The following is a 24,161-nucleotide window of genomic DNA, read 5'->3' on the forward strand; positions in this document are numbered from 1 at the left end:
TTTATTCTTCAATTTTATGTATGGGAGGATTAAATCTGACTCCCGCGGCAAATCCCTTCCAAATAATCGCCAGCCGTTCTTTTCGCCTGCCGCTCTTGCTGATCAGCACCTGGGCACTGTGCCAGCTGAATTTGGCAAGAATCCATAACCAGCCAATCAAGCCTTCGCGACGGTAAAGATAAACATCATTTCGATAAAAATAGCGATACCGGTCCCATCTGGCAGGAACATCGGCTGCTATATTGACCACGGTAGAATTTTGCATGGCATGCACTACCCGACTATCCGAAACGGTAAAACATGGCAAGAGGCGGGAAATGCGTCTGGTATATTCCCAATCATCTGACCATATAAAGAATTCCGCAATGGGCAGTCCGACGCGTTGCACCGTCCGGCTGCGGACGAACAGTGACACAAAACTGGCCATCACACTGGGAACGCGGGGCTGTTCATATCCATCGATGTCTAGATACGGTGTCTTACGCTGGCGGTTCATGGGCTGGTCGGCTCCTTCTGGGGTCAATGCCCGGGAAGACAACCACCCGTATTCCCCTTTCAGACTGGCATCTGCCCGCAAAAGCGCCTCCAAAGCTCCCGGTTCTGGCAAGGTATCATCATCCATGATCCAAAGATATTCATATCCTGCCCGTACGGCGGTCTGAATTCCATAGGAGAATCCTCCGGCGCCCCCCAGATTACGGCCGGTATTGTGATAGAAAATTTGCGGTAAGGCCAGCTGGCGGACAGCCGCCTCGGTACCGTCCGTGCTGGCATTGTCAAACACCAGAACATCCAGCTCGGGCTGATTCTGGGCATGCAAGGCCTGGAGGCAACGGCATAAAAGTTCCTTACGGTTGTAGGTAACAACAACCGCGGCGATTTTTCCGGTTTGCATCATCAATCCTTTTTGGGAAAGAGCTTGCGCATCAAGAACGCCGTTCCCTTGCGCAGCCACCGCTGACTTTCCATATGAAGAACTTCCAATTCTTCATAAGAGATATTATTTGTGATCAGCCACGCATCCAAAAGGCGCTCACTGACAAAACCAAACACCCGCTTGTCGTTGGCGGTGTAATTGGAGATATCCAGCTCTTTTTCCAGCTCAAAAAGAATATCAAACAGCCAGGAGCAATAATGGCCAAGCAGCTCCCGCTTCATGATAAACATATTAAAGTGATGCCCGTGCGTTTTGGACATGTAAAGATCATATGCGGGCAAATACTCAGGACACTTGCGTTCAATGATGGCGCGCGTTACCTCCAGGTCCTGTTTGTGATGCGCATGAATGTACTGGGTGTAATTTGTTTCAATGTAGTAATGCCGTTCACGGGGCAGAATGACATTGGTCGTTGCCAGAATAGTGTTCAGTTCTTCGTGTCCGATGACACGGCGCTTCTTGGAAGCAAAACGATTTTGACGGCTGGAAAAATAGCGCCGATAGTGCACAATTCCGATATAATCGGCATCCAAATTTTTCCAGGCCCAGTACAAACCGGTCAGCTCACAGAAATTCCAGTTTTTTTCGGAAATATTTTCTCCTGTATCATCACCGGTATATCCAATATCAGGATGGATGGCATGCCCCATCTGTACCGGCAGATACATAGGATCATCCGGTATCCAGTACGGCTTATGCGTCGCAATAATAATCTTCGTTTCCAAAGTGTTCCCCGCTTACGGTATACGTCCGCGGGTACACCGCGGCGTTATTTGTTCCGCCTATATGCCCTGCAGGCACATAACGGCCATTTTTAATAAGTATACCGCGTTTTTGCCAGAAAGCAAGTTACAGATATGTAAACAGTTGGCTATCCTGTGCAAGTATCAGGAATCCGAAGCCTCTTCAGCCTCCAGCTGTTCTTGTTCTTCCGCGAGTTTTTCCCATCTGTCAAAGAGTTCCTGCTGATGAAAACGGGCATCATCCAGTTCATCGCATTTATCCCGCAGCAAAAGATGATCTTTCAATACTTCGGGATCATTGATTTCATTCTCCAGTTCAACAATATGTGCGCCCAATTCTTCGATTTTGTTTTCCAAATCCCGGATGCTGTTTCGCAATTCGGCGCGGCGACGGCGCTGCTCTTTTCCATAGCCGGGTCGCGCGGAACGTTCTTCTTTGTTGGGCTGTTTTGGAGTTTCTGCTCCGGAAGACGCCGCATGCAAAGCGGCAAAATCCCGGTACATGACAGCGTTTCCATCTTCCAGATGCAGAATGGGGCAGCCAAGAGTCTGCATCAGATAACGGTCATGCGTTACCAACACCAAAGTACCCGTGTATGCGGCCAGAGCGTTTGTCAGACTTTCCCGCATATAGATGTCCAGGTGGTTGGTTGGCTCGTCCAAAAACATAAGATTCGGACGTTCCAGCGCCAGTTCCGCAAAGCGAAGGCGGGCAAGCTCGCCACCGGACAGAGTTGCGCAATCTTTGAACACTTCTTCCCCGCGATATCCGAAGCGGGCCAAATGGCTTCGGACTTCCAGTTCCGTGAAGCGCGGGTACTGATTCCAGATGGCGTCAATTACCCGACCCACGCGTCGGGCCTGCTGCTGGGTAAAAATACCGACCTTTGCACCAGACCCCAGACGAACCATGCCGCCGGACGGACGGCGTTTACCATCCAGGACCTGCAGCAAGGTGGACTTGCCGGCACCGTTCGGTCCGGCGATCACCAACTTGTCGCCCCGATGAACGGTATAATCAAAGGGGTGAAGAAGCATCCGTTCCCCGATGCGGATGGTCAGCCCTTTCATGATAACAAGTTCATCATAGGGTTCAATGTCATATTCAAACCGGAAATTAAGATCCCGTCCCTGGCGCTGCGGCGCATCCACAATTTCCAGCTTTTCCAGCTGTTTGCGGCGGCTTTGTGCCATTTTTGTTGTGGAGGCACGCACCAGATTGCGATCGATGTATTCCTGCAGCTTAGCCGCTTTTTCGACGGCTGCATCGTGCATTTTCTGCTGCCGTTCATCGGCCGCTTCCCTTTGCGGCAGATAGGAGGAGTAATTTCCTTTATAGGTCAGAATAGTCTTGCCGGCCAACTCCCAGATCCGCGTACAGACCGCATCGAGAAAATAGCGGTCATGGCTGACGACCAGAACGGCACCACGATAGGTTTTGAGATAGTTTTCCAGCCACTCCATCGTCTCGAGATCCAGATGGTTGGTGGGCTCATCCAGAATCAAGATATCCGGTCTTTCCAGCAGGAGACGGGCCAGACGCAGGCGCGTCTGCTCTCCACCGGACAGGACCCCGGCTTTTTTGGTCCAGGTATCCGCAGGAAACCCCATACCGTTGAGTACCTTCTTGATTTGGGTATCCATATTATAGGCGTCCAGAGCATCAATCACAGCAGTACAATGCGCAATGCGCTCTTCCACTTCCGGATCGTGGGGCAGGGCCAGCTGCTTCTGCAGCCCTTCCATTTCTTCCATCGCTTGCAGAGCGGGCGCGAAAGCAAGCTTCATGGTTTCGTAAATATCCTTTTCCGGGTCCAGGTGTCCGGACTGTTCCAGGTATCCGCAGGTAACACCGGACGCAAACACTGCATCCCCTGTATCCGGCTGACTTTCCTGGCAAAGGATACGAAGAAGCGTTGTTTTTCCAGTCCCGTTTGCACCAATGATCCCGATTCGATCGCCGCGTTCCACCCCTGCCGTTATGCCGGCCAGAACCTCGTGCTCTCCAAAACTTTTCCCAAGGTTCTGAAGTTCAATCAACATGATGATTTCAACCTTTCGTCCTTCATTCCTCTATCTCATACAGGGATACCGTACACCGAAAGATGCCGCTGCCCGACAGAGCAGCGGCATGTTCTTTCTCTTACTGGTCATTCATGTGACGGCGGTTACGCACACCCACATTTTCCAGTTCTTCCGGCTCCATTACGATCTGATACAATGCCTCATACGAGCCAATCGTATATTTGGGCTCGATCCCCGTTTGATTTTCCGCACCGGTGAAATTTACCCAACAGGTGTCCAAGCCGGCATTTTTTCCGCCGCGGATGTCTGCCAGCAAATCATCCCCCACAACAAGGACCCTGGACCTGTTGGTGATACCCAGATCACGCAAAGCCGCTTCGTAGATTTTGGGGTTCGGCTTTGTGGCACCCACTTTTTCAGAGATATAGATGCCATCCATAAACTGCTCGAGTCCAGAAGCATCAATACGGGATTTCTGAACTTTGTATGCACCGTTGGAGACAATGGCCAGAGTAGCCACCTCAGCCAATTCATTCAGAGCCGACAACGCGCCGGGAATCAGATCAGCATGATTGGCCAGCTGATCCTCATAAAAGTCATTCATTTCCCGACCTTTGCCATTATCAGGCAAATCCATGGCTTTCAGGTACTGGCCAAACCGAATGGCAAACAGCTTGTTTTTTGTCAGCTCCCCTTTTGCCAGCCGGTCCCACAGCTGACGATTAACCTGGTGGTAAACATCCAGCGCAGCTTCATCATGGGGCAGCTCATAGTGCGTCAAGGTATCAGTCAAAGCCTGCCGCTCGGCAGCATCAAAATCCAGCAGTGTATTATCTGCATCCAATAACAAACAAGTATAATAGGCCATATAGTTGCTCCTGTTATTTGCCCGTTTCCGGCATATCGGAAATACAATCCGTCTCTTGTACCGCTTCTGCCAGCGGCCAATCCAGATCGTAGTTTTCGACTGAACCGTCCGTCACATCTTCGAACCCAAGCTGCGGCACAAACAACTCTTCACATGCATTCATAAGATAGCACCTCCGCTTTCATTGTATGCAGAAAGCGGCAGAGCGGTCAAAGTGCCGGCCGTCCGACTTATTGGCTTTCCGAGCCGGAAGCGGCGGGAGAGGGTGTCGGCGCTTCAGTAACGGTTAATTTGAACTCCGCGGTTTTTCCATTATTGGTTGCGCGGATCGTATATTCACCCACGCCATTGGCCGTGAACTGTGCTGTATTACCGGTGGCGGACCAGTCCGGCTTCTGGGGACAAGACCATGTGATATCACCGGATTGGTTTTCTACGGTAGCGGTGAAGGTGGTTGAACTTCCTGCCGGCATGCTGGACACACCCGTAATGGACACTTTGGTCGGTGCATCGGCGACGGTGACCGTCACCTCGTTGGAGGCATATACGCCATCGATCTCCACCCCGGCCTTCACTGTATAGGTACCGGTGGCAGTGGGTTTGAATTCAAAACTGTAACCGTTGCGCATCAGGTCGCCGTTCACTGCCCACTGGACATTGTCGGCACTGGCTGCCGCATCATTGACTACCAGCGAGGCATGGAAGGTGACGCTGTCCCCCAGATTCATATTGCGGTTGCCTTCATCGATGGTCAACGTAACCGTGGTTTTCTGATTGAACATGGCCGTGACAGAAATATCTTGTGTGACCTTTTTGACCCACTTGGTGTTTTTGATTCCGTCACTCCATCCGAAGAAGGTATATCCGTCAGACGGTACAGCTTCAACAGAAACAGTCTCGCCATCCGGCACCTCAAATTCCAGTTTGGTCACACCGGTCTGTCCGTTTCCGTTCAGCGTGCCCTTGCCTTCTTCGATTTCAAACGTTACTTTGTGCACAGAAGGCGTTGCGGTGGGCGTTGCAGTCGGTGCACTGCTGGAAGACTGGGATGCAGATTCCGCACGGGTTGGAATATCATTGGTATCGGGACGGCGGTCATCCGAGTCATAGGCATGGGAGGTAATATAATTCACCAGTTCCTTTGCCCCGTTGGTGGTAAAGGATTTGCCGCTGATAAAGTTGCTGTCAGCAAATCCGTTTTCCGCTTTCAGTGCTTCGGAGCTGTTGAGGAATTTATAGCCGGCATCGTTGCACATGGAAGCAAGCGCCTGGTTGTACTGGTCGATCAGAAGCTGATTGGCCGCTGCGTTCTCTGCGTCTTCGGTCACAGGCGGAATCGCATTGACAATAATGTCACAATATGAGTAGGCAGTGGAAAAGCCTTCCAGCATATGCTTATAATCCTGCACAAAAGCCTCCGCTGTCAGACCGGAGGACAAATCATTAGAACCGAGGGTGACCACAATCCGGCGAGGCTTCATTTTTGCAAGCGCCTGGGGGATGGTATAGGAGTTGGAATCGCCCTCAAAATAGACGCAATATTCCTGCAGAGCCTTACTGACAGAAAGTCCTTCCTTGCCCAGATACTGATTTAGTGTGATCTGTCCGGAACTCTTGAGAGATGCCGTATAGTCATCCCCCACATAAATCACAGTGGAGGCATAGGAAGAATCGGAAGAAGTTCCCTCCTTCAGGACGGCATCCAAAGAAGTATCCACGGGATACAGGCTGCTGTCATAATCCGTTTTGTTCCCCTTGCCGGCTCCAAGCATGCCGGGAACGATCCAGGCACAAACAAAAGTGATGATAACAGCCAGTACACACAGCACCAGCACAAGGCAGGCTCGGCGCTGGATGGGGCTGAAAGAAGCCCCGCGGAAACCGTTGCGGCTCATATGGAAAGATACCTCCGTTCCTAGTGTTGCGGTGAAATCTTTTAATTGTTCAGGATATACTGTGTCAGCTGCTCACTGTCAGTCGCCAAAAAGACCGGCTCCCATGCAGTCAGCTCTTCCCGGCTGCCATACCCGTACAGAACCCCCGCAGCGGGAATCCCGCAGTCAGCGGCGCCCTGCATATCATCCTGACGATCACCCACCATCAGAATTCTTTTTCCTGTGAGGCGAGGGTCCGCCAGAACCGTGCGAATCACGGCGGTCTTGGTATCAACGCTTTTGTCCAGACTGGCGCCGCCTATGCGGTCAAAATAGCCGGCAATCCCCTGTTCTTCCAGGATAGGCGTCACAACGGCCGTTGGTTTGGAAGTGGCTGTCGCCAGGAACAGCCCCGCTTCCCGAAGTGTGCGAAGCATATCCACCACTCCGGGAAAAGGTGCACACATATGCATGCCGTGCTGCGCATATCGGGACCGATAGAACTGAACGGCACGCTCCACATCCGCATCATCCGAAAAATGCTCCGCAAAACTTTGCCGTAAAGGCGGTCCCAAATAGCGTCCCAGATCCATAGAGGACGGGTCAAGCCCCATCATGCGAAACGCATAGGCAAACGTATCCAATATTCCAGGACGGGAGTGCAGCAACGTGCCGTCCACATCAAACAGAACAGCATCATAAGACCGCATCTGCATTCCTCCCTTGGTTTGGGTTCCGGTAAGCGTACCATCGCACTATAACAGTGAAACATATTATAGCACAAAATGACAGATTTGAAAATCACTTCCTGTCAATTTGATATCCTTTTGTGAAAAATCCCTTTCACTACAAAAAAGAACGCCGGCAATGCTGCCGACGTTCCCGGGAATTGCTCAGGAAAGAAGCATTCTGTCATTGGCACCATCGCCGCTGAGCTGCTCAAAGCGTGCCAGAAGATCGGATACCTGGAGCGACTGTTTCTCCGCTCCGCGCACATCATAAATGATGCGTCCTTCATGCATCATAATCAGGCGGTTGCCGTACTTTATGGCATCCCGCATATTGTGAGTGATCATCAAGGTGGTCAGCTGATTCTGCTGGACGATTTTCTCGGACAGTTCCAGCACTTTGGCGGCGGTTTTGGGGTCCAGCGCGGCCGTATGCTCATCCAGCAACAGCAGACGCGGATTCTTCAGCGTTGCCATCAGCAAGGTGATGGCCTGCCGCTGGCCGCCAGACAAAAGGCCAACCTTGCTGGTCATACGATCTTCCAGACCAAGGCCCAATATCTTCAGTCGTTCATGGTACATTTCCCGTTCCTGACGGGTGATGCCCACTTTCAACGTGCGGGCGTTGCCGCGGCGGGCAGCCAGGGCCAGATTTTCTTCAATCTCCATCGTTCCGGCCGTTCCCATCATGGGATCCTGGAACACACGGCCGATATAGCGGGCACGTTTGTGTTCCGGCAAGCGGGTGATGTCTTTGCCATCAATGAGAATCTTGCCCATATCAATCGGCCATACGCCAGCAATGGCGTTGAGCATGGTGGATTTGCCGGCACCGTTGCCGCCGATGACCGTCACAAAATCGCCGTCTTCCAGTTTCAGATCCAGACCGTTCAAGGCCACCTTTTCGTTGACTGTGCCAACATTGAAGGTTTTATGGACGTTTTTCAGTTCAAGCATTGTCGGCGCCTCCCTTGCGGACATTCACCTTGGTGAAGTATTTGGCCTTCCAATACGGAATGGCCAGGAAAACAGCCACCACGATGGCGCTGAGCATCTTCAGCAGGTCGGTGTCGATGCGGAACCAGATGCAGATCTGCATGACCAGATAATATACAATGCTGCCGATGGCCACACTGAGCAGTTTCAGTGCAAAGTTACGGAATACTTTGCCGAACAGTGTTTCCCCGATGACCACAGCCGCCAGACCGATGACGATAGCGCCGCGTCCCATGGACACATCTGCAAATCCCTGGTACTGGCACAGCAGTGCGCCGGAGAATGCCACCAGACCGTTGGAAAGCATGAGCCCCAGTACGATATTGAAGTTGGTATTGATCCCCTGCGCGCGGGCCATATTGCCATTGCAGCCTGTAGCGCGAATGGAACAGCCCAGTTCAGTTCCGAAGAACCAGTACAGAACAGCAATCAGCAGCACAACGATCAGGGCGACAACCACGATGGTATTCTGCCAGAAAGGTACACCCTTGACAAAGCGCAGAGAAATCAGCAGATCATATTTGTCCACGTTGATGGCCTGGTTGGCTTTGCCCATGACTTTCAGATTGACTGTATACAGGGAAAGCTGGGTCAGAATACCGGCAAGAATGGCAGGAATTCCCATCAGGGTATGGAACAGGCCCGTCACCAATCCGGCCAGAATTCCGGCAATAAAGGCCAGCAACATGGCAGTCCAGACATTCATTCCGGCCAGCATGCACATGATGCAGACAGCGCCGCCCAGACCCAGAGTACCGTCGACAGTCAGGTCGGCTACGTCCAGGATCCGGAAAGTAATGTAAACGCCGATGGCCATGATCGCCCAGATCAATCCCTGCGAGAAGGCACCGGGCATGGCATTGAACAAAGTTGTGATATCCACGGGAACAATCCTCTCTTTGAAAGCAGTTTTATTCACAGCAAAAAGCCACGAAAAACGGTTTTCCCATTTCCGTGGCTTTCTGCCGCTGTTCAGTGCAGAACGCTTGGTCTATTATTCTTCGATGGCGACATAATCGTCAGGAATCGTAATTCCCAGCGCTTCGGCATTTGCCGGATTATACTTCTTGGTGAACTGCGGAGCGTATTCGATGGGCATCTCCTCGACCTTGCTCTCGCCGGTCAGGATCTTAACTGCCATCTTACCGGTGGCTACGCCCAGATCATAATAGCTGATAGACAAGGTAGCAACGCCGCAGCCGGAGCAGATTCCCTCTTCACCCGCAACCACGGGGACCTTGCCGTAGCAGATGTTGTTGATCAGTTCGGTGTTGTTGGCGGCTGTATTGTCGGTGGGAACGTAGATTACATCGCTGGCATCGGCTGCACTCTGGCAAACCGTAGACAGATCGTTGGAGTCGCTGAAAGCGTAATATTCACAGGTATACCCCATCGCTTCCAGATCGGCCTTGACAGTGTCTACCTGATACTGGCTGTTGGCTTCTGCGCTGCAATACAGAAGGCCTACGGTCTTGGCATCCGGGAAGAGTTCCTGAATCATAGCTGCCTGCTCATCCAGAGGCGCCAGATCGCTGGTACCGGAAATGTTGGTGCCAACCAGACCGTCAAAGCCGTCAATGCCCAGTGCCACACCATATTCCGTAACAGAAGTTCCCAGCACCGGAATCGTATCTGTGCCGGCCTGTGCCGCCTGCAGCGCGGGCGTAGCGTTTGCCAGAATCAAATCCACATCAGATGCCACAAAACCGGTAATGATGGTGGCACAGGTGTTGGTGTCATTCTGTGCATTCTGCTCGTCAAAGGTGACGGCGTCTTCGCCAAGCGCTTCCACGATAGCATCCTTAAAGCCCTGGGTTGCGGCATCCAGCGCATCATGCTGCACCAGCTGGCAGATACCAATGGTATACTTGGCACCTTCTGCAGCGGTCTCAGCACTTTGTGTTGCAGATGTTTCAGACGTTGTAGATGCGTCAGCCTGACTGCTGCCGCCGGAAGTGCAGCCAGCCATGGAAAGAACCATGCAGCCGGCCGTAATGAGGGAAATCATACGCTTTTTCATCTTGCTTCCTCCTGCTTTCCTCACGTCGCAAAGAGTGAACTCGCACATCTCTTTTGCGATTTAATGCCTTAAAGTATATCACAGCTTTCAGCAACTGGCAATATACAATTTATCAAACAACCATTCAGATTTCTGCTGCTGAATTTGTGCATTCTGCATATTTTTGGAAAGAAAAAGCAAAACATGTCCTTTGAAAATCCCTTATTTTGACTCCGCAGCGTCCTGTTTTTCCAGCAATTTTTGATAGGAAACGTCCATTCCCATGGCTCCCAAAGGAGCCGTGATCAAGATCGCCATAACCGCCACAGACAAGACAATCTGCCCGCAGGGCAATCCCAGTGCCAGCGGAACGGAACCGATGGCAGCCTGCACTGTCGCCTTCGGCATGTATGCAATCATACAGAACAGCCGTTCCTTTCGATTCAGACGCGTACCCAACAAGCACAGAAACACGCCAAAAGCACGAAAGACGAGGGCAACTGCAATCATTGCTACGGAGGCAATGCCTGCCGCTACGGTATAACGAACGTCCACCGCCGCTCCCACCATAACGAACAGGATAACTTCCGCCGCCAGCCAGAGCTTGCCAAATTTTTCCGACAGTCGTTTCGAGACAAAGGCCGTGCTTTTCAATTTCAGCGCACAAGCCATGGACACAACGGCCAGCAATCCGGACACAGGAATATACGGCTTCAGCCAGGTTTCCAAAGCGACTAACAGGAAGCAAACGCCCAGTACCACAATAACCTTCATACTGTTGCGTACATAATGACGGCGGGCATAGGCGGTTTCAAAGAAAAACGACAGACCAATACCCACAACCGCACCTATAAGAACGCCCAACGCAATGGAAACAGGGATCTTGGCAAAGTCCTGCCAATGGGCGCTCCCTCCCTGTGCCATCCCCACAAAGGTGGAAAAAAGCACAATCACATAGATATCATCGCAGGAAGCACCTGCCATAATTATTTGAGGAATCCCCTTTTCAGTTCCCCAGTGCCGATCCATCAGCTGCACCATCCGTGGGACAACCACCGCAGGAGAAACTGCCGCCAGTACCGCGCCCATGACAGCCCCTTCAATGCGAGTAACGCCCAGGATGGCCGGAGCCAGCAGGACAAAAGCCAGGAGTTCACATGTGGCGGGAACGCAGGACATCATGACGGCAGGGCGCCCCACTTTTTTCAGATCGGAAAGATTCAGAGACAATCCTGCTTTGAGCAGGATAATGACCAATGCCATCTGGCGCAGGTCCGCAGACGCCTGGAGAATCAGGGGATCCAGCAAATTCAGTGCATACGGCCCCAGTACAATACCAGTCAGCAGCATGCCGATGATGCGGGGCAGATGTATAGTCCGGCATAGGGCAGCAGCAGAGAGCCCGACAAGAAAAATCAAAGCCAGAGATGTAAGCATAGAGAAATCCTCCTTAAAAATGGACGCAAAAAAGGCTGACACCTTCTGCGTCGGAATTGAACACAGAAGTCATCAGCCTTTTCAGCGGTTCGGGTAACCCCGGGGAGAACTTCATTCCCCTTGTTTCTTCATTGACAGGTGTCAGGCAAATCGAGATGCCTCCGCCCGGGCCATGCGCATGATAAAATCCTCGCGGGATACACTGGCACGCAGCTCCTTCACCAGATTGGTGTCTGACAGCAGATTGACCAGGCGTGCCAGAATCAACAGGTGCTCTGCCTGTGCCTGGGTCGGTACAGCGATCATAAAAATCAGGTCAACCGGACGGTTGTCTGGAGCTCCCCAATCCACCCCACGACGCAATGTCAGGGCAGCTACTCCTGGAGCCGCCACACCGGCGTTGCAGGCATGAGGGAGGGCTATACCATCCCCAATGCCGGTACTTCCGCCGGCAGCTTCCCGCTCACACACCGCATTGTAATAGGCCGTTCCGTTGGTAATGACACCATTGGATTCCTGGAGCTCTACCAACACACCCAAGGCGTCCGCTGCATCCTGTATGTCTGCATGCAGCAGAACACTGTCCCGATTCAATAGGTCACTTACACGCATGGCGGACACACACCTTTCCGGATCGATCAATAGGTCGTTGCCTGCTCAATCAATTTGTACAGAAACTCGCCTACCGCGCCTTCCGTACAGGTGCAGGTAGTCACTTCATTGGCGGCAGCTTTCACTTCTGCCGGCGCGTTGGCAACCGCCACAGAGTATCCCGCCTGCTGCATCATTTCCAGATCATTGTAATAATCTCCGATGACCAATGTATTCTGGATTTGCTCGCCCAGCAAGGTACACATATCCCGCAGGCCGGATGCCTTTCCTATGCCGTAAGGCATGATTTCCAGGTAGATACTATTGGTGGCCAGAAAATAATTTTCACGCCCATAGTAGCGAGTCTTGGCATACTGTCCTACCTTGCGGATGGTTTCCGGATCTGCGGCAAACACCACTTTGACCCAACCATCCGGCACACTGTCTACCGGACATGCCACTCCGGACAATTTTTCATCTACCTGATGAGCATGGGTATATGTATTGGCCCGGATGACATACATCTCCCCTGCACCGGCCATCACTTCCACACCAATCTGAGGGAACTTTTGCATGATGTCCAGAATAGCAGCTGTCGCTTGGGACCGTTCCAGCGTAGCATGGCGCAATACACGGTTGGAAGAGAAATCATAGAGTAGAGCCCCATTACAGGAAATAGCCGGCAATGACAACCGGATATCTCCCAACGCGGCCCGAATGGATTCCGGCGGACGGCCGGAGGCCACCGTAAAACGACCACCCATCTGGATGAACAAACGGATAACGGTGCGATTGCATTCAGGAATTCCTTCCTTCGCCGTCAGCAGTGTGTTGTCCATATCGCAAAAAACCAGATAGTCATGCAGGTTCCGTTTCATCTGCGATGTTCCTTTCTCAGACGCATCAGATAGTCTTGGAAATACGTCGGCAATTCGCTGTTAAAGCAAAGTTTTTCTCCGGTAATGGGATGTACAAAGCCCAGTTCTTTGGCGTGCAGACACTGCCCGTTCAGGAAGCGCAATACCGTCCGGGGACCATAGACCGCATCCCCGGCCAAAGGGTGCCCGATGGATGCCATATGTACCCGTATCTGATGGGTACGTCCCGTTTCCAGCTTGCAGGCGATATAGGTAAAATTTCCGAAACGCTCCAACACCGTCCAATGGGTGCGGGCAGGTTTGGAATTCAGCTGTGTTACCGCCATTTTTTTTCGATCTTTTGGGTCTCGACCGATAGGTGCATCCACCGTGCCGGCGTCTTCTTTCAGGTTGCCGTACACAACAGCGTGATACACCCGGTGGATATCGTGGACAGCCATCTGAGCACTCAATCCCTGATGGGTGGCATCATCCTTTGCCACGACCAGCAGCCCGCTGGTATCTTTGTCAATACGGTGGACAATGCCGGGACGAATTGCACCGCCAATGCCGGAAAGACCACCCGCACAATGGTAAAGCAGAGCGTTCACCAATGTGCCGTCCGGATTTCCGGGCGCCGGGTGGACAACCATCCCTTTGGGCTTGTTAACGACCAAAAGATGTTCATCTTCATACACAATGTCCAAAGGAATCGGCTGGGGGACGGCTTCAATGGGCTGGGGGTCCGGCAGCGTCAACTGTACCGTGTCGCCGGCTGCTACTTTATCTTTTTTGTTAACCGCAACGCCGTTACGCAGCACCATCCCCTGTTCCATCAGTGCCTGTAGGGCGCTGCGTGAAACATCAGCACAACATCCGGACAGCCAACGATCCATTCTTTGTCCGGCATCCTGCGGTCCGGCTACAAACTCAAGCGTCTGCATCGGTATGATTTTCATGAACGGACGTGGCGGAACCGGAGCGGTGTTCCCGGCGCATGTCCAGCAACAAGGACAGAATCAGCAGCCCCACACCGGTGCATACGCAGATATCGGCAAAATTGAACACAGGAAATTCCATAAATTGGAAATTCAAATAGTCAACCACCACACCGGTACGCACACGATCGATCAGGTTACCCAGGCCGCCTCCCAAAATCAGCATCCAGGTGATGCGATCCAGACGGGGCATAGGACGCGCAATCAAAACCACAATCACCGCAAGCAGAACAAGGCTGGTCACGCCGATCAGCAGCCAACGGCGTCCACTGAGCATGGAAAAGGCCATCCCATCATTCAGTACATACTGCAGCTCAATAAACCCCGGAATCAGCGGAGCCTGTCCCACAGGGAGAAGATACGTCGTGGCACAAATTTTCAGCAGCTGATCCAGTGCTGCCAAGGCCAGACCGCCAATTACAAAGAAAATGCCATACAGCATAGGAAAATTACCTTTCGTCATGCCGCAAAAGGCGGTGCTTTCCATCAGATGCAAAGCACCGCCCACGAGGCATTGTTTCTTGCCCGGGTGCCGAAAATCGGAAACTCAGGCGCGGTTCAGGACGGAAGCGCAGCGCGGGCACAAGCCATCCTCGTTTACAGCATCGTCAAATTTCCAGCAGCGCAGGCACTTGTTGCCAGCGGCATGAGCGGCACTGACACCCAGGCCGTCCACAGCACCCTTGGCGCCGCCTTCACCCTTTTCCAGCTTGACCTGGGAAACGATCATCAGGTCAGCCAGTTCATCCATGGGGATAACGTTGAGGAAGTCATACATCTCATCACTGCAGTACAGGGCCAGGGAAGCTTCCAGGGAAGACCCGATCACCTTATCAGCGCGAGCCTGTTCCAGAACCTTCTTGACATCGTCACGCACAGCCATGATGCGTTCCCACTTGGAGGTAAATGCTTCATCAGCAGCCGGCTGCGGCTCGGGCATCCGCTCGAACACCACATACTCTTTCATGTCCGGCATCTTGGGGATGTAGCTCCAGATCTCCTGGCTGGTGAAGCAAAGGATGGGAGCCAGCAACTTGGTGAAGTCCACCAGGATGCGGTACAGTGCCGTCTGGGCGCAGCGGCGGGCATGGTCGTCAGAACAGTACAGACGATCCTTGATCACGTCCATATAGAAGTTGGACATGTCAATGACACAGAAGTTATAGATGGCATGGTAGGCGCGGGAGAAGTCGTACTCGTCATACGCGGCACGCATGGTGCGGGTCAGCTCGGCCACCGCTTCCAGAGCCCAGCGATCAATCTCGAACAGCTGGTCATCGGCCACCATATCCTTGGCAGGGTCAAAGTCGCCCAGGTTGCCCAGCATGAAACGAGCCGTGTTGCGCATCTTACGATAAGCTTCAGACAGCTGTTTGAAAATTTCCTTGCCGGCACGTACGTCCACAGTATAATCACTGGAGGCAACCCACAGACGAATGATATCGGCACCATAGTCCCGGATGATCTCGGATGGCTCCATACCGTTGCCGGCAGACTTGTGCATCTGCTTGCCCTGGGCATCCACGACCCAGCCGTGGCACAGGACACCCTTGTACGGAGCAATCCCTTCCGTGGCAACACTGGTCAGCAGGCTGGACTGGAACCAGCCACGGAACTGGTCGGCACCTTCCATATACAGGTCCACGGGCCAACGCAGTTCCTTGCGCTCACGGCATACAGCGCTCCAGGTGGAGCCGGAGTCGAACCAGACATCCATGATGTCGGAATCCTTCTCCCAGTCGGAAGCACCGCATTCGCAGATCTCGCCCTTGGGCATGATGTCGTTGGCGTCGTACTTGTACCAAGCGTCACTGCCTTCCTTGCGGAACAGGTCGGAAACCGCCTTGATGGAGGTCTCGGTGATGTGATACTTGCCGCACTTCTTGCAGTAGAAAGCCGGGATGGGCACGCCCCACACGCGTTGACGGGAGATACACCAGTCACTGCGATCACGGACCATACCAGTCATGCGGTCATGCCCCCAGGCGGGCTGCCACTTGACATTGTCGATAGCCTTATAGACGTCATCCTTGAAAGCATCAATGGAGCAGAACCACTGCTCGGTAGCACGGTAGATGATGGGATGATGGCAGCGCCAGCAATGGGGATACTGGTGCACAATGTGCTCCACACCCATGAGGTGGCCGCTTTCCCGAATATGTTCCAGAATGACCTTATTGGCGGTCCAGACCTTCAGACCAGCAAACTCCTTGCCCGCCTCTTCGGTCAGACAGCCGGCAGCGTCCACCGGCATGACGATGGGCAGCTGCGGATAATGTCCCACGCAGGCATCAAAGTCCTCGGCGCCGTGGCCGGGAGCGGTATGGACACAGCCAGTGCCGCTGTCCAGCGTAACATGGTTGCCCAGGATGACCAGTCCGGTGCGATCCAGGAAAGGATGCTTGTACTCCATCATTTCCAGATCACGGCCAGGGATGCGGACATCCAGAACGGTGTAATCCTCGATGCCGCAGGCCTTCATGGTAGATTCCACGCGCTCGGCGGCCATGATATGATAATCCTCGCCGATCTTGACGAAGGTATAGTCAAAATCAGGATGCAGGCAGGTGGCCACGTTGGCGGGCAGAGTCCAGGTAGTGGTCGTCCAGATTACGATCCAGGCCTTGTCCAGCGGCACACCGGCCTTGGCCAAAACGCCGTTTGGGTCGCCGGTCAGCTTGAAACGGACGTACAGAGAATCGCACTCATCCTCGCCATACTCGATCTCGGCTTCGGCCAGGGCAGTCTGGTCCTCAGGGCACCAGTAGACAACCCGCTTTCCCTTGTAGATGTACCCTTTCTGAGCCATCTTGCCGAAAATTTCCACCTGGCGGGCTTCAAATTCCGGACGCAGAGTCAGATAGGGATTTTCGAAGTCGCCCTGCACGCCCAGACGTTTGAACTGACTGTTCATCACGTCGATGTGCTCGGTGGCGAACTCGCGGCAGATATGGCGCAGTTCCAGCTTGGAGATGCCGGCTTTCTTGTCGCCCAGAGAACCCAGAGCCTTCAGCTCGATGGGCAGGCCATGGGTATCATAGCCAGGAATGTACGGCGCCCGGAATCCGGCCATATTCTTGTAGCGGATGATGATATCCTTGATGATCTTGTTCAGGGCCGTACCCATATGAATACTGCCGTTGGCATACGGAGGGCCATCGTGCAGGATGAAATCCGGGCAGCCCTCATTATTCTTGATCATCTGCTCATAGACATGGTTTTTCTCCCAGTCTTCCAGCATTTTGGGTTCTTTTTTCGGCAGGCCGGCCCGCATCTCAAACGGGGTAGCCATCTTGTGGATGGTATCGTTGTAATTTTGCGCCAAGGTCTCCAACTCCCTCTATGTTTGTTTATTAAATTGACCGCAAAACCGCGGCAGCCTTAGCGGCCGCCGCGAATTTTATGCGGGGTCAGTCGTTATAGTCCACGCCCTGGAAAGAGTCAAATGCAGCAGGCAGGGTATCCCCCTTGGGCTGCTTGGTTGCTTTGGGTTTCCGGGTGGTGGTTTTCTTGCCGGCACTACGGCCACGGGATGCTTTTTTAGGCTGTTCAGGCGGAATATCCGCATACAAACCGGAAGCATCCGGCAAATCATCCGCCGGCTGTGCCTCCTGGGAAGGATCATAATAGTTCTGTTCCGGTTCATCCGGCTTGGGGGCGATGGCAAATTCAACGGTGCTGATTTTGCCGCCCGATGCGGGATCAGCCGGTTCCGGATCATAGTATTCCGGTTCAGGCTGCTGATACACCGGTTCAGGTTGGGGTACGGGCTCCGGCTGAACGACGACGGGTTCCTCAACAGGCTCCTCCTGTACGGGCTGCGGCTGCGGCTCCGGTTCAGGTTCAGGTGCGGAGTAAGCAGCAGCTGCAGCCTGCGCTTTCTGTTCCGCTGCAGCTTCCTGTGCCAACTCTCCCGGGTATTCGGGAATCTTACTGAGCACCTCAATGTGTTCCCGATACATCCCCATCAAGGTTTTTTTGAAGCTGTCGGCCTCCTTTTTCAAGGTGATCAGCTCCTGCTTGGCCAGTTCCACCTCATCACGAGCGTGCTGCTCACGATCTTCCGACTTTATATTGGCCGCACGGATGATCTCGGCCGCTTTCTGTTTGGCTTCCCGGATCACATTTTCGCCCAAACGCTGGGCATTAATCATGGTTGTGCGAAGAGTATCTTCTTCGGCACGGTACTGGTCAATTCTCTGGGCCAGTACGACCAGCTTTTTCTGCAAATCCTCGTTCTCGGCGCTCAGCGCGTCGATACTGTCTGCCACTTGCTTGAGATAATCGTCCACATCCTCGCAGCGGTACCCGCGCATTGCACGCTCAAAAGTCACGCGGCGGACATCCTCCGAAGCAATCATCCGTTACTCCTCCTGTTCGGGCAAAAGCCGTATCGTTTTCGATCCTGCTCAATATTGAAAATAGGTAATGAAAAGGCGTCCTTTGCGGCTTGTTCCGCCCACTTCCTGCACACGCCAGCGTCCTGCCCCGCGAACGGTAAACAAGTCCTTGGCGTAAACGGGTTCGGAGACGCTTTTCAGCGGCAGATGATTGATCTCTACCTTACCGCCGGAAATCGCCTGGGCAGCAATGCTGCGAGATGTATGCATCATGGCCGCCAGCACGGCATCCGCCCGCAAACTGGATACCGTAGTATCGTGCAGTTCCCTCTCCGGTTCTTCCATCACGTGGGAGGGCAGCTGTTCACAGGCCTGTGCCCGAACGCTCCACCTGCCGGCCTGATGCAGTTCCTGTACCAGAAATTCCAGCTTATCCTCCAGAACAAATGCATACATAACACATGGGTCCTGCGGATCCGGGAGGATATCCCCCAGGCAAGCCCGATCAAGCCCCAATCCAAGTATGGCACCCAGGTAGTCTCTGTGGCCGGGGGCATCGGACGGCTGTGCATTCTGCGCAGTCAAACGGAGCGCCGCAACAGGTTCCAGAGGCCAGGTGTCCGGCGGTTCCAGACACAGCACCTTCCGTTCGGCGTGGGGCCAGCCGCCCCAGAAGCGGGCATACGTACAGTCTTCACGATGGATGGCTGCCGTCGCAAGTGCCTGTTCTCTGTCAGACAGAAACCCTGTACAGCGTGGTATGCCGCGCCGCTGTGCCAGGGCACACAGCTCCTGCACGCGATGCATCAGAAATCGTTCAGCCTCGTTTTGGGGCGGAACGAATCCTCGAACCGCCGCATCAGAAGAAGACGCCATTGTTCTCCAGCTCGTCAATGAGATCGCCCATAATATCCACATTGTAGGGCGTGATGATAAAAGTACTGGTGGCTACGCGCTTGATCTGGCCATTGTTGGCGTAAGCCACACCGGACAGGAAGTCAATCAGGCGACGAGACACTTCCTTGTTGGTGGATTCCAGGTTCAGCACAACCGTGCGTTTTGCATTGAGCTGATCTGCAATAGTCGATGCATCATCAAAGCGTTCCGGCTTGACCAGAACCACCTGCAGCTGGGTGGTGGCGTTGATATTGACTACCTTGTTGCGCTGCTGTACAGGTTCCCGCTGCGCATAGGTATCCGGCGCAGCCGAGCCACTCTGTCCCCCTGCGAAGATCTCGTCCTCGGTATCGTCTACATAGGCATCCCCGTCAGGGTCCTGGTTGATACCCAGAACATTTTTCAGGCCGTCAAACATTGACATGATGAATTCTCCTTCGCTTCTCTAAATCACAATATAAGAATTTCTGTACCATATCAGGTGGTCGTATAGCGCCGGACGGACAATAATTCCAGCGATATACATAAACTATTATCGTCTTTTTTTGTCCAAATGTCAATATGATGGCGACAATTCCACCCCATCAGGCACTAAATCAAGCCGCCATCCTGCAGGTTGTTTCCCTCTACAATGATTTCGTCATACAGACGTACTTCGTTGTCGGAATCAAGCTCTCCATCGGCGGGCACCAGCATATATTTGTCATCCTCATACAGAATGGTGATCTTTCGGAAACGCTGCAAATCGCCGTATTTCACGTAAACACCCTTTTGTCCATCGACTATATGCAGAGCCGCTTTATCAATACGGATTCCTTCATATATTTTAAGGTCGATCTGTGCCATTTCCTGACCCAGTCGGAGAACGTCCGCGTTAATGGTGTGACACTCGATCACAATTTTGGCCAACCCGGCTTGCTCATCCGCTTCTACAGACAAGACGGTAGCCCCCAGCGGGGTATCTTCTTTTCCCGGTATACTGATCCGCACATTGGTGATACCATCAAAGCGCTGTGCCGTATCCAGGTCACATACAGTATAGAAACGCCAGGAAAATCCTTCCACAATACGTCCGGCCAAGGCCTGCGTGCTGTCTGCCACTCCCTGCTGCAGCAATTCCTGTATCTGCGTGGGCGTGGCATCTTTCAGAGTCTGTTCATCCAAATCCAGCGGCATAGCAGATGCGGCTGAAATGAAATACCCGTTTTTTTCGGCGGTGATGGTTTCCAGCCCCTCCAGCTGCGCGGCCACCTGATCACGTTCGGCCTGCAGCGCTGCAATGGTTGACTGAAAACCGCTGGACTGCCCGGTAGAAATCTGCATCCGGTTCTGGGCCAGCAAAAATTCCGATTCCGCATCCACCATGCCGCTGTAGGAAGCCGTATCCAGCTGGTCCAGCAGATTGTACAGCGCCGTTTGTGTCTGGGTGGTCAGCAGTGTCAGATCATTGCCGGCTGAGTTCTGGGATTTTGTCAGCAAATCAATGCTGTTATCCAATCGAATCAGTTGTTCCCTCGCGCTGCTCTGTGAATCATCCGTATACTTTTCTGCAATGACGGCCCCCTCTGCCACACGTTCTCCATCTTCTGCCAGATATCCGAGATTTCCCTCTCCGGACACATTGACAGCATCAAACATAACAAAACCGGGGAGCTCCACACTGTCCGCCATGGTAGCAGCTATAGCGGTCTCTGTCTTGTATTCCCGCCCCAGGATTGCATACAGCTGTATAACGATGTACACCGCCGCCAGCAAAAAAAGCAGCGTTCCCATAGCTACGGCTGCCTTTAAGGCTGCTCGGCGGCGCTTTTCCCGTTCCAGCATCTGCAATCCCCTCCTTTATCAGTGCTGTAAAAATGCGGAAATTTGTGTGGCTGCTCTCTGTTCCAGCGACGGGCCATCAGGTTCGTCAACATACAGCCAAACCGCGTCCTGCTGGTGACGGAACCATGTCAACTGTCTCTTGGCGTAGTTGCGGGAAGCCTGTTTCAGTTTGGCCAGACAATCTTCCAGGGGCGCGATTCCCTCAAAATACGGAAAGAATTCCTTATAACCGATCGCTTGGGCTGCCGTTCGGTACCGGTCTCTGTTCTCATAGACCCTGTGTGCTTCCTCCAGAATCCCCATCTGCAGCATCCGGTCCACGCGCTCGTCAATACGGCGGTACAGAAGCGTTCTGTCATGATAGCCAAGGCACAGACAAAGCGACCGATACGGCGGTTCTGCCTTGCGCGCTTCTTTACGCTGTTCACTCATCCGGCGTCCGGTAGTCTGATAAAGTTCCAGCGCACGGATAACACGCGGCAGATTATTGGGATGTACCATGGCAGCATACTCGGGATCAATCTGCTGCAGTTCCTGATACAGACTTTCTCGGCCCTGTGTCTGTGCCCGACGTTCCAGCTCCGCGCGGACATCCTGACTTCCCTTTTCAGGTGCAAAGTCCAGTCCGTTCAGCAGGCTTGTGATATACAGCCCCGTTCCGCCAACAACCAACGGCAAACGGTCTGCAGCGGTGATGTTCTGAATACAGCGATCCGCAGCCGCCACAAAATCCGCTACACTGTATGGCGACGCCGGATCCAGAATATCGACCAGATGGTGCGGAATCCCGCAACATTCTTCCGCCGTCACTTTTGCGGTTCCGATGTCCAGCCCCCGGTAAATCTGCATGGAATCGGCACTGATCACCTCCGCATGGAAGCGATGGGCCAATGCCACCGAAAGAGCGGTTTTTCCTGTGGCCGTCGGACCACCGATAGCCACAACGCAGGGCTTGACATTTTCAGACAAGGCGACCAAACTGCTTTTCCAGCTCCTTCCGGGTAATTTTCAGCACGCAGGGGCGCCCATGAGGGCAAAACGGCGGCACAGTGCCGTCCATAATCTTTTGTGCCAAGGCCATCATCTCTTCAGCGTTGGTCTTGTCCCCTGCCTTAATAGCTGCACGGCAGGCAATGGAATGCAGAACCCATTCCGTTTTTTCGCGCAAAGCATCATGAGCACCGTTCTGCAGGTGATTGGCCAGTTCCAGAATCATATCGGATACATCGTCCACCGGCACGTCTGCGGGGACTGCCCGTACGACCACTGTAGGGCCGCCGTAATCCTCCGCTTCGATGCCGGCGTTCTGCAAAAGTTCCTGATTCTGCAGAATTGCCAGCTTTTCCTGGGCGCTCATATTCACCTGAACCGGCATCAAGAGCATCTGTGCTGGTACATTCCCATAGTCCCGGGACAGACTCTCAAACAGAATACGCTCATGTGCCGCATGTTTATCGATCAGGCACATTTCTCCATCGCGCTCGGTAATGATGTAAGTCTTGAAAACCTCTCCTACCAGACGCAGCGGCTTGCTGGCCGGTTCGGGATCAAAGGTGGTCTGCTCAGGGGCTTCTGCCGGCAAGGCACTGAGGGCATGCTGTGGTGCTTTCTCTGCCTGATGTTCGGTCTCCGTTCCGGCGCTGGTGCTTTCTGACACCTTTTCCTCTGCGGCAGGCGCAGAGGAAAAGACATCAGCCGGCGGGCAAGAAACTTCTTCCGGATTCTTCTGCGGCACAGGCGGGACCGGTTCCGACAAATCCGGCAGTATATCCAGAACCGCTTCGGAAGCTGCCGGCACAGATTCCAAAACCACCTCATCCGGCTGCGATACTGGCGTCTGCAGTCCGGGAACAGGGCGCGGAGTTACGCCGGCAGTCATCTGATGAAGGGCCCGAAATTCCGCCGCCGACAAGGTCGAAAAGTGCTTCTGCGGCTGCGGTGATGCAGAATGCGGAGCAGACACACCTGCAGCGGCTGCGGGCGTCCGGACAGGCTGCGGCGCGCTTTCGGCCTCTTCAGGAGCCTTGTGTCCCAGTTCAAAACGACATTCCCCGCTTCCAGGGGTGGTCAGTGCCGAGCGGACAGCCCGATAGACGGTATCAAACACATCACTTTCCCGGGCAAAACGAATTTCGGTTTTGGCCGGATGAACATTGACATCCACCAACTCAGCCGGCATGTCCAACATGAGGATTGCCCCGGGAAAACGTCCCTGCATGAGGGTGCCCTTGTATGCGTTTTCCAATCCGGCCATCATGGTGCGGTTCTTGACATAGCGGCCGTTTACGTAAAAGTGCTGGGCGCTTCTGGAAGCACGGCAGGCACGGGGGGGCGTGATGAGCCCTTTTATTTTATAGACCCCATTTTCCTCTTCCAGTTCCAGCAAATCCCGGGAAAATTCCCGTCCTAGAACCGCATAAGCCGCACTGCGCAGCGAACCGTCCCCGGGCGTAACGAACTGCTGTTTGCCATCCCTCACAAACCGGAAAGAGATTTCCGGATGGGAAAGCGCCACATGCATCACAGCATCCGCCACAAAGGTTCCTTCACTTACATCCTTTTTCAGGAACTTCATGCGGGCGGGCGTGTTATAGAACAGGTCATTCACCGTGATGGTCGTTCCGCGTCCACGGGCTCCCGGCTCCAGGCCCAGGGCTTCTCCGCCTTCGATACGATAGCAATAGGCGAATTCGTCGGCATCGGTCTTTGTCAGAAGTTCCACCCTGGCCACGCTGGCGATGGAAGCCAACGCCTCCCCTCGGAACCCCAACGTGTGAATATGCGTCAGATCATCCGCGGTGGTTATCTTGCTGGTAGCATGACGAACGAATGCATTTTCAATGGATTCCGCCTCAATGCCGCTGCCGTTATCCGAAATCTGCAGCTGTTGAATACCGCCGCGGACGATGGAGAGGCTGATCTGCGTAGCGCCTGCGTCGATTGCATTTTCCAACAATTCCTTTGCCACCGAGGCAGGGCGTTCTACTACCTCACCCGCTGCAATCAATTCAGCGGTATGTTTATCCAGCACATGAATCTGTGCCATG

General features: G+C 53.5%; 22 protein-coding genes and 1 riboswitch. All 22 genes read right to left on the bottom strand.

Annotation, left to right across the window (positions count from 1 at the left end; translation table 11 throughout):
- Position 1: 1 nt before the first annotated feature.
- The 22 genes from AC127K_RS14415 to mutL all read right to left on the bottom strand — a co-directional run bounded on the left by AC127K_RS14415 (position 2) and on the right by mutL (position 24,160).
- Positions 2-955, bottom strand: coding sequence for a glycosyltransferase family 2 protein (locus AC127K_RS14415; protein ID WP_483721083.1), 954 nt, complete (start codon positions 953-955; stop codon positions 2-4).
- Positions 898-1,662, bottom strand: coding sequence for a DUF4422 domain-containing protein (locus AC127K_RS14420; protein WP_294538564.1), 765 nt, complete (start codon positions 1,660-1,662; stop codon positions 898-900). The genes AC127K_RS14415 and AC127K_RS14420 overlap by 58 nt, the downstream gene beginning before the upstream one ends.
- A gap of 162 nt (positions 1,663-1,824) precedes the next feature.
- Positions 1,825-3,723 (bottom strand): ABC-F family ATP-binding cassette domain-containing protein, encoded by a 1,899-nt coding sequence (locus tag AC127K_RS14425; RefSeq protein WP_483721084.1) that lies wholly within the window; start codon positions 3,721-3,723, stop codon positions 1,825-1,827.
- A gap of 100 nt (positions 3,724-3,823) precedes the next feature.
- Positions 3,824-4,573, bottom strand: a complete 750-nt coding sequence (locus tag AC127K_RS14430) for a YjjG family noncanonical pyrimidine nucleotidase (RefSeq protein WP_294538570.1) — start codon at positions 4,571-4,573, stop codon at positions 3,824-3,826.
- Positions 4,574-4,586: 13 nt separating this feature from the next.
- The gene (locus AC127K_RS14435) at positions 4,587-4,736 is read right to left on the bottom strand and encodes a hypothetical protein (protein ID WP_294538572.1); all 150 of its coding nucleotides are present in this window, start codon (positions 4,734-4,736) and stop codon (positions 4,587-4,589) included.
- 67 nt (positions 4,737-4,803) lie between these two features.
- On the bottom strand, positions 4,804-6,468 hold the full coding sequence (locus AC127K_RS14440; RefSeq protein ID WP_483721085.1) for an SGNH/GDSL hydrolase family protein: 1,665 nt from the start codon (positions 6,466-6,468) through the stop codon (positions 4,804-4,806).
- A gap of 41 nt (positions 6,469-6,509) precedes the next feature.
- A complete protein-coding gene (locus AC127K_RS14445; RefSeq protein ID WP_483721086.1) occupies positions 6,510-7,157 on the bottom strand; it encodes an HAD hydrolase-like protein in 648 nt (215 codons plus the stop codon).
- Between the two features lie 183 nt (positions 7,158-7,340).
- Positions 7,341-8,132 carry an ABC transporter ATP-binding protein gene (locus AC127K_RS14450; RefSeq protein ID WP_483721087.1) on the bottom strand — a complete coding sequence of 264 codons (792 nt, stop codon included), beginning with the start codon at positions 8,130-8,132 and terminating at the stop codon, positions 7,341-7,343.
- Complete coding sequence (locus tag AC127K_RS14455) at positions 8,125-9,027, bottom strand: ABC transporter permease (RefSeq protein ID WP_366776598.1); 903 nt, start codon at positions 9,025-9,027, stop codon at positions 8,125-8,127. The genes AC127K_RS14450 and AC127K_RS14455 overlap by 8 nt, the downstream gene beginning before the upstream one ends.
- A 138-nt stretch (positions 9,028-9,165) precedes the next feature.
- Entirely contained in the window at positions 9,166-10,191 is a 1,026-nt protein-coding gene (locus AC127K_RS14460; protein ID WP_483721088.1) for an ABC transporter substrate-binding protein, read from the bottom strand.
- A gap of 201 nt (positions 10,192-10,392) precedes the next feature.
- Positions 10,393-11,607, bottom strand: a complete 1,215-nt coding sequence (locus AC127K_RS14465) for a cation:proton antiporter (RefSeq protein WP_483721089.1) — start codon at positions 11,605-11,607, stop codon at positions 10,393-10,395.
- A 56-nt stretch (positions 11,608-11,663) separates the two neighbouring features.
- A riboswitch (Fluoride riboswitch) is annotated at positions 11,664-11,735 on the bottom strand.
- A gap of 13 nt (positions 11,736-11,748) precedes the next feature.
- Positions 11,749-12,219, bottom strand: coding sequence for a PTS sugar transporter subunit IIA (locus AC127K_RS14470; protein WP_294538586.1), 471 nt, complete (start codon positions 12,217-12,219; stop codon positions 11,749-11,751).
- Between the two features lie 26 nt (positions 12,220-12,245).
- Entirely contained in the window at positions 12,246-13,076 is an 831-nt protein-coding gene (locus AC127K_RS14475; protein WP_483721090.1) for an HAD family hydrolase, read from the bottom strand.
- Positions 13,073-13,999: an RluA family pseudouridine synthase gene (locus AC127K_RS14480; protein ID WP_294538679.1), complete on the bottom strand. Its 927-nt coding sequence runs from the start codon at positions 13,997-13,999 to the stop codon at positions 13,073-13,075. Before AC127K_RS14480 ends, AC127K_RS14475 begins: the two co-directional genes overlap by 4 nt.
- A complete protein-coding gene (gene lspA, locus AC127K_RS14485; RefSeq protein ID WP_483721091.1) occupies positions 13,986-14,540 on the bottom strand; it encodes a signal peptidase II in 555 nt (184 codons plus the stop codon). Before lspA ends, AC127K_RS14480 begins: the two co-directional genes overlap by 14 nt.
- Before the next feature lie 60 nt (positions 14,541-14,600).
- A complete protein-coding gene (gene ileS, locus AC127K_RS14490; RefSeq protein WP_483721092.1) occupies positions 14,601-17,378 on the bottom strand; it encodes an isoleucine--tRNA ligase in 2,778 nt (925 codons plus the stop codon).
- A gap of 85 nt (positions 17,379-17,463) precedes the next feature.
- Positions 17,464-18,414, bottom strand: a complete 951-nt coding sequence (locus AC127K_RS14495; RefSeq protein ID WP_483721093.1) for a DivIVA domain-containing protein — start codon at positions 18,412-18,414, stop codon at positions 17,464-17,466.
- A 48-nt stretch (positions 18,415-18,462) separates the two neighbouring features.
- Positions 18,463-19,311 (bottom strand): YlmH/Sll1252 family protein, encoded by an 849-nt coding sequence (locus AC127K_RS14500; RefSeq protein ID WP_483721094.1) that lies wholly within the window; start codon positions 19,309-19,311, stop codon positions 18,463-18,465.
- Complete coding sequence (locus AC127K_RS14505) at positions 19,253-19,714, bottom strand: cell division protein SepF (protein ID WP_294538603.1); 462 nt, start codon at positions 19,712-19,714, stop codon at positions 19,253-19,255. The genes AC127K_RS14500 and AC127K_RS14505 overlap by 59 nt, the downstream gene beginning before the upstream one ends.
- Before the next feature lie 167 nt (positions 19,715-19,881).
- Entirely contained in the window at positions 19,882-21,114 is a 1,233-nt protein-coding gene (locus tag AC127K_RS14510) for a biotin/lipoyl attachment domain-containing protein (protein ID WP_483721095.1), read from the bottom strand.
- An 18-nt stretch (positions 21,115-21,132) separates the two neighbouring features.
- Complete coding sequence (gene miaA / locus AC127K_RS14515) at positions 21,133-22,092, bottom strand: tRNA (adenosine(37)-N6)-dimethylallyltransferase MiaA (RefSeq protein ID WP_483721096.1); 960 nt, start codon at positions 22,090-22,092, stop codon at positions 21,133-21,135.
- Positions 22,076-24,160 carry a DNA mismatch repair endonuclease MutL gene (gene mutL, locus AC127K_RS14520; protein WP_483721097.1) on the bottom strand — a complete coding sequence of 695 codons (2,085 nt, stop codon included), beginning with the start codon at positions 24,158-24,160 and terminating at the stop codon, positions 22,076-22,078. Before mutL ends, miaA begins: the two co-directional genes overlap by 17 nt.
- Position 24,161 lies beyond the last annotated feature (1 nt).

The organism is Subdoligranulum sp. DSM 23681, assembly GCF_057005535.1.